Origin of the sequence: Pseudomonas sp. KBS0707, from assembly GCF_005937945.2 — a bacterium.
In the GTDB taxonomy this organism is placed as follows: domain Bacteria; phylum Pseudomonadota; class Gammaproteobacteria; order Pseudomonadales; family Pseudomonadaceae; genus Aquipseudomonas; species Aquipseudomonas amygdali.
The window spans coordinates 4,236,123-4,248,228 of sequence record NZ_CP041754.1; the positions used below are offsets into that span (position 1 = coordinate 4,236,123).

Below are 12,106 nucleotides of genomic sequence, written 5' to 3' on the forward strand. Positions count from 1 at the left end.
ATAAAGCGCTTTTGCTGACAAACCTGCAGCAACGCTTAGCCTTAAGCAATGTTGGTCTGCCCAAGCATCTCTGACCCAAACCGACAAAAGTCGCACACGTTGAGTGGCTGTTCTTCCAGTTTTGGTTCCAGATTTTTCGCGCCTCGCCTCCCTGCCGCCCAGTCCCCCATACAAACGGGTTGATTTTTCAGCCCCTCCCCTCACAGGCGCAATGAAGCAGGCTGAGGCAATCAAAGCCCCAAAGAGCCGAAATGGTCTGAAGCAAATGGCAAGGCAAAGGGTTTGAATGGAATGGGGAATAAGGGTAAGTGCCTTACCTGAAAAGGCCGGCGATTCCGCCGGAAATGGATATCGAAAGGGTTGGAAAGGCGGCCTCCATAAACATGAATTTAAAAAAATGTTACTTAACAGGTACTTGGAGTGCCACATTTTCTTCGGCAAACATGGCAACATCGGTTCGCTGACACTGCTTGGATCCCAATCATTCAGGTAGCGACTCATGTACATAACCTTTCCAAGATGGATATGGGTTTCGACTTGTCACGTTGAGCCATATAGAGCAAAAGGCCCACCAATGACTTCATCATGGGTGCCTCAATGCTTAGTTTTTTTTCGCGAAGAAAAGCGTCTCCGATATCGTCCAATACTGCTACAGGCTTTTTCAAACCCGAGTCTCCCGATGGGTTGCTTTCTACTTCTCGGCGGCGCCAGCTCATTGAAAACATCTGGCAGCGTACCTCTCTCCCCCGAGAACAGTTCGATACGCTTTACATGCAGGCGTTCAAGAGCTACGCAGCCTTGGTGCAGCATCTCCCTGCCTCTGAGAACCACCACCATGCCTACCACGGCGGCATGCTGGATCACGGTCTTGAGATCGTCGCCTATGCTATGGAACACGGCCTCGTCGAACTGAAGGTCAACCCTCTAAAAGAAACGCGCGTGATTCCAACTAAACGTCCGAAGAAAACCATCAAAACAGACGCCATTGTGCGGGCAAGAAACTGGCTTAACATTTTGGTCCAGGAGGAGCGGGCTACGGAAAAGAGAGCAGAGATCACCCCAGCCTGGTTCTGGCTGGCCGTGTTTGAGATGTTCTATTACACCGGCATTAGACTCAATGCCCTGATCTGCTTGAGGTACGCCGATATAGACATCGGAGAACGCCTGATCAGAGTCAGAGGGGAGACGGAAAAGACGCATCGAGAATTCATGATCCCGATTCCAGACGGACTGATGCCTCATCTGAAATTGCTCATGGAAATCGCGCACAAAGTAGGCTTCGCACCCACGGATCAGATTTTCAATGTGAACAGGTTTTCCGGCCATTACAGCCGGTCACAGATGAACTCTGATCAAGTTGAAGCCATGTACAAAAAACTCACTGCGATGACGGGCGTTCGAATGACCCCTCATCGCTTCAGGCATACCATTGCGAGTGAAATGATGCGACAGCCGGAGCGCAACATTCACATAACCAAAAGCCTGCTCAACCACTCCAATATCGCGACTACGATGGAATATATCGAGCCGGATTACGACGTGATGCGTGAGGTCATGAATGAGCGAGGCAAAAGGCCGGCAAAAATTAATTATCTGGCTAAGTCAGATGCTGCTAATCAAGAGAATGCGCGTACAAGCAAGAAAGCACCCGTTAAAAACCTGACTCAGAACTCACCCAGAATCACCCCTACCCCACATTTAGATAGCGCCTCTGGAAGCACAAGAGTCCCTGCCACAGCAGCAAATGTCCATCCACAAATGAAGACCGATGAAATGCACCGCCGAGGTGAGCGGGCCAAAAATGCTCATTCAAATAGAACTGAAACATACAGAGCTGATCCAGTGCCCATTGATCAAACAGATCTGTTTGGTGACCTCGCTGACCCACTGATGGGAAGGGCTCTCGCTCCCGGGGATATGAGTGCGGAGTATCTCGCGCGGCGGCTTGACGAATTTTCGCTGTGGCTGAGAGAAGCCGCTAGCGGCAGATTGGTGATGGGGCCTACCAGCGTGGGCACCTCGATACCTTCCGGACCGAACGAGCAAAAAGCCAACTTAACGCCGGTATGCATTCAAGCGAGCACTTGGAGCAGCCGAACAGGCTGACATACAGGGGTGTGGCTGATTCTTAACTGCCATGACTGATGGGTCATACCCGGCTGTCGCCTGAACCACCAAGCGGACTTAGGAAGCCCGTCATATGGCCGATAAGCCGTGGGAATTGAGTCGCACGCGCAGAAAAAAGCGCCCTGTTCCCAAACTTTCGTTTGGAACAGGGCGCTGCAATTTGACATCACCGCGTGCCGGCGTTATGTTTCGCGACAGACGGCTGCTTGCCTGGATAAATCGCTTCACATGCAATGCTCGCCTCGAGAAGCAAACTACACACCGCAGTTGAAGATCTGAAGCACACAACAGTGTTTGGTCGGGGTAAGGGGATTCGAACTCCTGACATCCTGCTCCCAAAGCAGGCGCGCTACCGGACTGCGCTATACCCCGGTAAATCAAGGCACCTCAACCAGCTGCCTGCGACCTGATACGAGTGGCATCAGATCTTTAAGATTCGGCTCCAAGGTGAACCTTGGAACCAAAAATGGTGGGTCGTGTGGGATTCGAACCTACGACCAATTGGTTAAAAGCCAACTGCTCTACCAACTGAGCTAACGACCCTCTGTTGTGTGGCGCGTATATTACTGATTTTTATCAGTAATTCAACACCTTTTTCAAAAAACTTTAAAAATAACGTGTCGGGTCTGCCATACCTGCGGCTGTGAAGCCCTCGGTGCGCAGGCGACAGCTGTCGCATTTGCCACAGGCTCGGCCCTGGTCATCAGCCTGATAGCAGGAAACCGTCAGTGAGTAATCGACCCCCAAAGCAGCGCCTGCCTTGACGATGTCCGACTTGCTCAGGTTCTGCAGCGGCGCTCTGATTGTGAAGCCCTGCCCTTCCACACCAGCCTTGGTCGCCAGGTTGGCCATGCGCTCGAACGACTCGACAAACTCGGGACGGCAGTCGGGATAGCCCGAATAGTCCACGGCATTGACGCCGATGAAGATATCCCGTGCACCCAGCACCTCTGCCCAGCCCAGCGCCAGCGACAGGAACACCGTGTTGCGGGCCGGTACGTAAGTTATCGGAATGCCCTCAGAGGGCGACTCCGGCACGGCGATGGAGCTATCGGTCAATGCCGAGCCGCCAATGCCGTTGAGGTTCAGGCCAATGACCTTGTGCTCGACTGCACCCAGATCGCGGGCAACGCGCGCTGCGGCATCCAGTTCGGCGCGATGACGCTGGCCGTAGTCGAAGCTCATGGTGTAGCAGGCGTAGCCTTCTGCGCGGGCCATGGCGACGACGGTTGCAGAATCCAGCCCACCGGACAGCAGGATCACGGCTCTTTTTTCGGTATTGGTCAATTCACTCATGTCAGCGCCCCGGCTCGTCATCCCAAAGAATTTTATGCAACTGCATCTGCAACCGTACCGGCAGATTGTCGGCAACGATCCAGTCCGCCAGATCACGACCTTTAAGCTCGTGGTGACTGGCAGAGAACAGGACTTCGCCCGCACGGCGTTCAAGACCGTACTGAATCAGCTTGGAGACGGCCCAGTCATAATCTTCGCGCGAGCAAATCACGAATTTTACCTGGTCATTTCTCGTCAGCAGCTCGATGTTCTCGTAACGGTTACGCGAGACTTCCTTTGACCCAGGGGTCTTGAGGTCCACAACGCGACTTACACGAGGATCGACTGCCGAGATATCCAGCGCGCCGCTGGTCTCCAGTGAGACCTCATAGCCAGCATCACAAAGACGCTTGAGCAACGGAATGGCATTGGGCTGAGCGAGCGGCTCACCGCCGGTCACACAGACATAGCGAGGACGATAGGCCGCCACTTGCCCAACGATGTCATCCAGCGTCTGGATGGTCCCACCGCTGAATGCGTAGGCACTGTCGCAATACTGACAGCGCAATGGGCAGCCGGTCAGGCGGACGAATACGGTAGGCAGGCCAGCCGTACGGGTTTCACCCTGCAACGAGTGAAAGATTTCGGTGATGCGTAATGTGTCTTGCATATCAGCCACGGGCGTAACAGCTAAACAGGCCGTCCGCCTCCGTCAGGCACTTCAAAGGACCCTGCAATCGCAGAATCCGGAAACGCGTAGGGTGTACCGGAATTTCGGGTGCGAGATTCTAACGAAAAAAGCCGCGACTAGCGCGGCTTTCTTGATCAGCGGGTCAGAACATCAAAGACGCTGAAGATCTCGTTGCGCCAATTGTGCAGCTGAGGTGCCCGGATACTGGGCGACTACTTGCTGCAATATGCCTTTGACCTTATCGGTGTGACCGAGACGACGCTCGACGTCAGCCAGCTTGTACAGCGAGTCAGGCACCTTGGCATGCTTCGGATACTGCTGACTGACCTTGGCGAACGCCTGACCGGCACCCTGAAGGTCACCTTTGGCCAGATTCACTTCACCCAGCCAGTATTGGGCGTTGCCCGCGTACGAGCTGTTCGGGTATTTGCGCAGGAAAGCGGTAAAGGCCTGACTGGCCTTGTCGAAATCCTTTGCCTTGATCAAGTCGAAGGCCGCTTCGTAATAAAGCTTTTCCTTCGTCGGGTCAGGAGGCTCGGTGCCTGCTGCCGGTGCCTGCTGAGCCGCTGAGGCCGAAGGCGTCCCACTGGCATCGATAGCGCCACCAGAAGGTTGAGAATTATTGGTAGCCGGAGCGGCTGCGCCACTGGCTATGCGTTGATCGAGTTCCTGATAACGCTCCAGAGCTTCCTGCTTCATGCGCTGGATATCATTCTGCTGGACCTCGACAACACCGCGCAAACGCGCGATTTCGTCCTGCATTTGCTGCAATTGCATGAACAGCTGACCTTGTGCCGAGGCAGGGGCCGTAACCCCTCCCCCGGCATAGGCACCGGACGTGCCATAACCCGCTGGCGGATAACTGCTGCTGCCAGAGCCAGAATTGTTATCGACCACAGGTGCCGCACCCAACGCTGAAAGCGGGAGGGCGAGGGCCAAAACGGTTAGAGCACGTCGGCACGTTCGCATGTCAAATTACTTACGCAGTTCGACGCGACGGTTTTGAGCCCAGGACTGCTCGTCGTTGCCGGTAGCAACTGGACGCTCTTCGCCGTAGGAAACCAGTTCCAGCTGAGCTGGGGAAACACCTTGCAGAACCAGGTAGCGTTGAACGGCTTTCGCACGACGCTCGCCCAGTGCCATGTTGTACTCGCGAGTACCACGTTCGTCGGTGTTGCCTTCCAGAACAACGCGAGCGCCGTTAGCTTTCAGGTCTTTTGCGTGCACGTCCAGGGAGCGCATGGCTTCTGGCTTCAGGTCCGAACTGTCGTATTCGAAGTAGAAGGTAGTGATTGCGCGCAGAGCAGCTTCTTCGCTCAGGGAGCCGTCAACTGCACCAGTGTTGGCGCCGTAACCAGCGTTAGGGTCAACAGCACCGCCTGCACCGGCATTGTCGCCGCCTTTGGAAGAGCAACCTACAGCTACAGCCATGGCCAGAGCCAGCGCAGCAAATTTACCAAACTTCAGCATTTCCATCTTGAAACTCCTAATGAACCCCAGTGTGTTAAGCAAATCGTGTAGCGCCGCGTCAGTTCAGGTAAGGGGACCAGGAAGGTTCTCTGACTTCGCCTTGAGCGGTAGGAAGCGGGAGCCTTACGCGTCCATTAATGGACACGAGCATCAAGACTCCCCGGCCCTGCTGGCGGGTGGCGTAGATTACCATGGTGCCGTTGGGCGCAACAGTAGGCGACTCATCAAGGTTGCTATCTGTGAGAATTTTTACGCTACCGCGGGCCAAATCCTGCACTGCCACCTTGAAATTAGTGAAGCCGTCCTGCCGGTGAATCATTACCAGCGTCTTTTCATCCGCTGACAATTTCGGGTTGGCGTTGTAGTTACCCACGAACGATACACGTTCGGCACCGCCGCCATTAATGTTTGTCTTGTAGATCTGTGGCTTGCCGCCACGGTCCGACGTGAAGTATAGCGTAGACCCGTCCTTTCCGAAGAAAGGTTCGGTATCAATCGAAGAATCGTTGGTAACGCGGCTCAATTGGCGCGAAGCCAGATTGATTACGTAGATCTCCGGGTTACCGTCCTTGGACAGAACGAATGCCAGCTTGCTGCCATCCGGCGACCATGCAGGCGCGCCATTCAGGCCTTCAAAATTGGTGATCTGCTCACGGCGACCGGTATCGATGTGCTGAACAAAAATGCGCGGGCGCTTCTGTTCGAACGATACATAGGCAATACGCTTGCCGTCCGGCGCGAAACGTGGCGACAGGATTGGCTCACGCGATTGCAGCAGGGTTACTGCCCGAGCACCGTCGTAATCCGAACGCTGCAAGGTGTAACGCGTGTTGTTCTCGGAGAAACGCTCGGCCGTCACGTAAAGCATGCGGGTAGAAAACGCGCCCTTGATGCCAGTGAGCTTCTCGAACGACTGGTCGGCAATGTAATGCGCCATGTCCCGAAGCTGGTCATTGGTGCCTGACACGTTACCGGTCAAAACCTGCTGCTCGGTGGCTACGTTGAACAGCGCGTACTGGATCTGCAGACGTCCGCCGGCAGGCGTGATGTTGCCGACCATGACGTACTGGGCACCCAGCGCTTTCCAGTCACGGAAAATGACTTCGCTGGCCTGGGTCGGCAAGCTGATCATGTTCTGCTTCGGGATCGGCGCGTAGTAGCCGGAATTGCGCAGATCGTTGCTGACGATTTCCGCCATGTCTTCCGGCAGTACGTTGCCGCCCTGCCATCCGAATGGCACAACAGCAATCGGTGCTGCACGGTCACTGCCGCTGGTGACCAGAATGTTCTTTTCTTCTGCCGACACCATTGCGGATGCGAAACAGAGAACGACCAGCAGTCCTCGAAAAAGGTTGATCACAAGGCTAGATCTCCAGGTGTGAATGTCATCTTGAATGAACGATAGGGAGCGAAGTCAGCCGGCTTCAGACCCTGCATTTCTGTCAAACGTCCAATGTTCTTCACCGCAGCAACCGCAGAGCTGTCGAACGGCCCGTCACCACTGGACTTGGCAATCGATACTGAAGCAATCGTACCGTCCGGCAACATGCCGATCTGCAACGTTACCGACATGTTGTTACGTGCCGATGGTGGACGACTCCAGCCTTCGGAAGCCCTGACACGAATCAGGTCATCGAAACTGCCAGCCGTTTCATCGCCCCGCTCGTCAGCCAAAGCCTGTTGCCGCTCCGGTTTATCGGACAGCAAATCGGCCAGTGCCTGCGCCTTCTTGTCTTCAGCGGATTTGCGAGCTGCTTCCTGCGCCTTCTTGGCGGAATCTGCAGCGGCTTTTTTCTTCGCGTCCTCGGCTGCCTTTTTCTTGGCGTCTTCTGCGGCCTTTTTCTTGGCCTCATCAGCAGCCTGTTTCTTGGCTTCCTCGGCAGCAGCTTTCTTGGCGTCTTCTTCGGCTTTTTTCTTCGCCTCTTCTTCGGCCTTTTTCTTGGCTATATCAGCCTGCTGCTTCTCTTCAAGCTTTTTGGCGTCGGCAACCTTCTTGGCTTCATCGGCTTTCTTGGCATCGTCAGCCTTTTTGGCCTCCTCTGCTTTCTGTTCGGCCTTTTTGGCTTCGTCGGCAGCTTTCTGCTCTTCGGCTTTTTGAGCAGCCTCTTCTTTCTTTTGTTCCGCAGCTTTTACAGCTTCCTGTTTGAGCTGCTCGATCTTTTTCTGCTCCAGCTGTTCGACTTCAGTTTGTCGCGCAGCGGTTTTCTTCGCCTCACCGGCAATCTTCTGGTTGGTCTGGGTAGTGGCCTGGCTCTTGGACTTGAGCTGATAGAGCGTTGCCTGAACGATAGGCTTGGCTTCGGGCAGATCCGGAGTCATGGCAAAGCTGACGAACAGCATGCCAAAGATCAGAATATGCAATGCCACAGCCCAGACACTGGGCCAGAAGTAGCTTTCCGAGGCGAACGGCTCTCGAATCGGCTGCATCAGGGTGCCTCGGTAATCAAGCCAACATTCCCGACCCCAGCCTTCTGCAGCCCGCCCATCGTGCCCATGACCGAGCCGTAATCGACGGTCTTGTCACCACGAATGAAAACCTGCGTCTGCTTGCCTGCGTCACGACCGGCAGCGACGATCTTGGTCACTGCGGCAGTCAGCTGCGGCAGGGTCATTGCCTTGTCCATCTGTTTGTCGGTATCGACTTCGCTGCCAAGGTTCCAGTAATAGGTCTTGTCAGCCTTGATCGAAATGGTCAGGACCTGATTGTTGTTGTCTTGCGGCAAAGCCTCGCTGGAGACCTTGGGCAAGTCGACTTTCACGCCCTGGTTGATCATGGGAGCCGTCACCATGAAAATCACGAGCAACACCAGCATCACGTCGATGTAGGGCACTACGTTCATTTCGGCGACCGGCTTGCGTTTTCTGCGACGATCTCGAGCGATTAAAGCCATGGGGAATTACCTGCTCACTCTTCGCTGGTGTGCACTTTACGGTGCAGGATGGCCTGGAACTCGTCAGCGAACGTGTAGTAACGGCTGATCAAGGTCTCACTGCGCGCGACGAAACGGTTGTAGGCAATAACGGCCGGGATGGCTGCGAACAGGCCGATGGCCGTTGCAATCAGTGCCTCGGCAATACCCGGTGCCACGGTGGCCAGCGTTGCCTGCTGGGCAGTCGCCAGACCGCGGAAGGAGTTCATGATCCCCCAGACAGTACCGAACAGACCGACATACGGGCTGGTGGAGCCCACGGTCGCCAGATACGGCAGACCCGCTTCGAGCTTTTCTTCCTCACGGGAAATAGCTACACGCATGGCGCGCGCCACACCTTCCATGACCGCATCGGGATCGACACCGGACTGCTGACGCAGGCGGGAGAATTCCTTGAAACCAGCACGAAAGATCTGCTCTACGCCAGAGTCCGGATCGGGATTGCTGCCCGCCTGACGGTACAGTTTGGACAGATCGATACCCGACCAGAAACGCTCTTCAAAGCTGTCCAGTGCGCGCCGACCTGCGCGCAGCATATTGCTGCGCTGAAAAATCACGATCCACGAAGTGACCGAAGCAGCCACCAGAATCAGCATTACCAACTGAACAACAATGCTGGCATTGCTGACCAAACTCCACATGGAGGAATGGTCGACGACGTTAGCTTCCACGCTTTATCTCCTGCTCTGAATGTATGCCCGCGCCGCCCTGGTCGGCAAAGGCCGCTCGCAGAGCTTCGGGAATGGCCCGGGGTTTAAAACTATCGGCGCGTACACACGCCACCAGGAACTGCCCTTCACAGAGCAGCGTTGCATCCGACGCCCGCCTGATCTGCTGTTGAAAGCGCAGGCTGACACGGTTCAATTCGGTTACTTCTGCACTGACAAGCAACTCGTCATCCAGCCGCGCGGGCTTGTGATAACGCGCGTCACTGGAGTGCACGACAAATAAAAGGTTTTCCTGCGCCAGTTCGGATTGGGCAAAGCCCAATTCCCGCAGCCGCTCGGTACGAGCCCGCTCCATGAATTTCAGATAATTGACGTAGTAGACGATGCCGCCGGCATCGGTGTCCTCGTAATAAACGCGACAGCGATGTGCGAACGACTGAACCCCGTTTTGCGCGCGCATACTCTAGAGCTTACTCCTCAGGTTGCCAATCGGGTCAGGCAACTGTTTTTCAACGTTTTGCCACTTATTACCGGTATCGGCGGCAGGACTGGCAATGTGACCACGCCGACCGCAAATAAATTGCAAAGCATTGCTATAAATCCGCCGGATCATCGACCACATCGTCCACCACTGGCATCTCCCCCATCCTGGAGGGAATATTCAGCCCGAAATGCAGGTACGCATGACGGGTGACCACACGTCCACGCGGCGTGCGCATGATATAGCCTTGCTGGATCAAATAGGGCTCGAGCACATCCTCAATTGTGTGACGCTCCTCGCTGATGGCCGCCGCCAGGCTGTCGACACCGACAGGCCCGCCATCGAACTTCTCGATCATGGTCAGCAGCAGACGCCGGTCCTGATGATCGAAGCCATGCTCGTCGACGTCCAGCAGGTTCAGGGCCTTGTCGGCGGTCTGCCGGGTGATCTGCCCATTGCCGCGCACCTCGGCGAAATCCCGCACCCGACGCAACAAACGGTTGGCGATCCGTGGCGTACCACGGGCGCGCCTGGCGATCTCGAAAGCGCCTTGCGGCTCGATGACCAGCCCCAGAATGCCAGCCGAGCGAGACACGATCGTCGACAGGTCGGCAATATTATAAAACTCAAGTCGCTGAACGATCCCGAAACGATCGCGTAACGGATTGGTCAGCATGCCCGCTCGGGTAGTCGCACCGACCAGCGTGAACGGTGGCAGATCAAGTTTGATAGAACGTGCGGCGGGGCCTTCACCGATCATTATGTCGAGCTGGAAGTCTTCCATTGCCGGATACAGCACTTCTTCGACAATCGGCGACAAACGATGGATCTCATCAATGAACAACACATCGTTGGGCTCAAGGTTGGTCAGAATTGCGGCCAGATCACCAGGCCGCTCGAGCACCGGCCCTGAAGTACTCTTGATCGACACACCCATTTCCTGGGCGATGATATTGGCCAGCGTGGTCTTGCCCAGACCGGGCGGCCCAAAGATCAACGTGTGATCCAGCGCCTCATTGCGGCCACGGGCAGCCTGGATGAACAGTTCCATCTGCTCGCGTACGGTCGGCTGGCCGATGTAGTCCGCAAGGCTTAGTGGCCGAATCGCACGGTCCATCTGTTCATCACGATCACGGCCGCCAGCGGCGGTTATCAGACGGTCGGCGTCTATCACTTAACCCATCCCCTTCAACGCACGGCGAATCAGATCCGCACTGCTCAAATCTTTTTCCTTGATGGCGGAGACCGCCTTGCTCGCCTCCTGCGGTTTGTAACCCAGTGAAATCAGCGCGCTGACTGCATCGGATTCGGCCGATGCCACAGGCTCGGCCTGATTCGGACCATTGGAAACCAGCGTAAAGGTGCCTGGCAAGGATTCCCATGCCTTGAACCGATCCTTGAGCTCGACCAGCAGACGCTCGGCGGTTTTCTTGCCTACACCGGGAATACGAGTCAGCGCCGATGTGTCCTGCGCCTGAACGCAACGCACCAGCTCATCAACTTCCAGGCCGGACATCAACGCCAGCGCCAGCTTGGGGCCAACCCCGTTGAGTCGGATCAATTCACGGAACAGCTCGCGCTCGCGTTTTTCATAGAAGCCATACAACAGATGCGCGTCCTCGCGGACCACCAGATGGGTGTGCAATGTCACTGTTTCGCCGACATGCGGCAACCGATACAGTGTCGTCATCGGCACTTCCAGCTCATAGCCGACACCATTGACATCCAACACCAGATGCGGAGGCTGTTTTTCGGCGAGAGAGCCGCGCAAACGTCCAATCACGTTTCAGATCCTTTCGTGTTGCCTGTCGCTTGCGCGAAGAAGAAATTGAACACAGTCATCGTAAAAACAGGTCCTCGTGATTCAGTCACAGGCGCAAACGGCCGCCGCGACTTCGCGCGGTGCTCAACCCGTGAGGAATCAGGCTGGAGCGCGTGTGCGCATGACACAGCGCGATAGCCAGGGCGTCGGAGGCGTCAATCTGAGGCTTCTGGGTCAGTTTGAGCAAATGCATGACCATCATCATCACCTGCTCTTTATTGGCACCGCCAGTCCCTGCCACTGCCTGCTTGACCTGAGTGGCAGTGTACTCGGCAATTTCCAGCGCCTCCTCGGCACCCGCCACGATGGCCGCGCCCCTGGCCTGCCCCAGCTTCAGGGCTGAATCGGCGTTGCGCGCCATGAAAACCTTTTCGATGCCCATCGTCACCGGCCCGTAGGTCTTTATGACCTCACGCACCCCGCGATAAACGATCTGCAAACGTTCGTGCAATTCACCACTGCCGGTACGAATGCACCCGGAAGCGACGTAGACACAACCGCGCCCGGTGTCACGTACCACGCCATAGCCGGTGATTCGCGAACCGGGGTCGATACCAAGAATAAGAGTCATAACGCCTGCAGCTTGAGAAGGTGACGCAAAACAATAGGTGCAGCATAAAGGCAGAAGCCGGAGGCCGATAG

At 55.8% G+C, this 12,106-nt stretch carries 13 protein-coding genes and 2 tRNA genes; 1 reads left to right on the plus strand and 14 read right to left on the minus strand.

Annotated elements, in window-relative coordinates; translation table 11 throughout:
* Positions 1-585: 585 nt before the first annotated feature.
* Positions 586-2,106 (plus strand): site-specific integrase, encoded by a 1,521-nt coding sequence (locus FFH21_RS20060; protein ID WP_162885700.1) that lies wholly within the window; start codon positions 586-588, stop codon positions 2,104-2,106.
* Positions 2,107-2,422: 316 nt separating this feature from the next.
* Here the strand turns inward: FFH21_RS20060 and FFH21_RS20065 are convergent.
* The 14 genes from FFH21_RS20065 to ruvC all read right to left on the minus strand — a co-directional run bounded on the left by FFH21_RS20065 (position 2,423) and on the right by ruvC (position 12,035).
* Positions 2,423-2,499: transfer RNA gene (locus FFH21_RS20065), tRNA-Pro, on the minus strand.
* A 95-nt stretch (positions 2,500-2,594) separates the two neighbouring features.
* A tRNA-Lys gene (locus FFH21_RS20070) sits at positions 2,595-2,670 on the minus strand.
* Between the two features lie 63 nt (positions 2,671-2,733).
* Positions 2,734-3,423, minus strand: coding sequence for a 7-cyano-7-deazaguanine synthase QueC (gene queC, locus FFH21_RS20075; RefSeq protein ID WP_011169273.1), 690 nt, complete (start codon positions 3,421-3,423; stop codon positions 2,734-2,736).
* Between the two features lies 1 nt (position 3,424).
* Entirely contained in the window at positions 3,425-4,072 is a 648-nt protein-coding gene (gene queE / locus FFH21_RS20080) for a 7-carboxy-7-deazaguanine synthase QueE (protein WP_002554649.1), read from the minus strand.
* Between the two features lie 171 nt (positions 4,073-4,243).
* Entirely contained in the window at positions 4,244-5,062 is an 819-nt protein-coding gene (gene ybgF, locus FFH21_RS20085) for a tol-pal system protein YbgF (RefSeq protein ID WP_002554650.1), read from the minus strand.
* Positions 5,063-5,068: 6 nt separating this feature from the next.
* The gene (gene pal, locus FFH21_RS20090) at positions 5,069-5,569 is read right to left on the minus strand and encodes a peptidoglycan-associated lipoprotein Pal (RefSeq protein WP_002554651.1); all 501 of its coding nucleotides are present in this window, start codon (positions 5,567-5,569) and stop codon (positions 5,069-5,071) included.
* 52 nt (positions 5,570-5,621) lie between these two features.
* Positions 5,622-6,872 carry a Tol-Pal system beta propeller repeat protein TolB gene (tolB, locus tag FFH21_RS20095; protein WP_216597077.1) on the minus strand — a complete coding sequence of 417 codons (1,251 nt, stop codon included), beginning with the start codon at positions 6,870-6,872 and terminating at the stop codon, positions 5,622-5,624.
* A gap of 47 nt (positions 6,873-6,919) precedes the next feature.
* A complete protein-coding gene (tolA, locus tag FFH21_RS20100) occupies positions 6,920-7,990 on the minus strand; it encodes a cell envelope integrity protein TolA (protein ID WP_054072861.1) in 1,071 nt (356 codons plus the stop codon).
* A complete protein-coding gene (gene tolR, locus FFH21_RS20105) occupies positions 7,990-8,454 on the minus strand; it encodes a protein TolR (protein ID WP_002554654.1) in 465 nt (154 codons plus the stop codon). Before tolR ends, tolA begins: the two co-directional genes overlap by 1 nt.
* 14 nt (positions 8,455-8,468) lie before the next feature.
* A complete protein-coding gene (gene tolQ / locus FFH21_RS20110; RefSeq protein ID WP_004657898.1) occupies positions 8,469-9,164 on the minus strand; it encodes a protein TolQ in 696 nt (231 codons plus the stop codon).
* Positions 9,154-9,621: a tol-pal system-associated acyl-CoA thioesterase gene (gene ybgC / locus FFH21_RS20115; RefSeq protein ID WP_005733346.1), complete on the minus strand. Its 468-nt coding sequence runs from the start codon at positions 9,619-9,621 to the stop codon at positions 9,154-9,156. The genes tolQ and ybgC overlap by 11 nt, the downstream gene beginning before the upstream one ends.
* Before the next feature lie 133 nt (positions 9,622-9,754).
* The gene (gene ruvB / locus FFH21_RS20120; RefSeq protein ID WP_004657900.1) at positions 9,755-10,816 is read right to left on the minus strand and encodes a Holliday junction branch migration DNA helicase RuvB; all 1,062 of its coding nucleotides are present in this window, start codon (positions 10,814-10,816) and stop codon (positions 9,755-9,757) included.
* Entirely contained in the window at positions 10,817-11,425 is a 609-nt protein-coding gene (gene ruvA, locus FFH21_RS20125) for a Holliday junction branch migration protein RuvA (protein WP_004657901.1), read from the minus strand.
* A gap of 85 nt (positions 11,426-11,510) precedes the next feature.
* Positions 11,511-12,035 carry a crossover junction endodeoxyribonuclease RuvC gene (gene ruvC / locus FFH21_RS20130; protein ID WP_004657902.1) on the minus strand — a complete coding sequence of 175 codons (525 nt, stop codon included), beginning with the start codon at positions 12,033-12,035 and terminating at the stop codon, positions 11,511-11,513.
* Positions 12,036-12,106 lie beyond the last annotated feature (71 nt).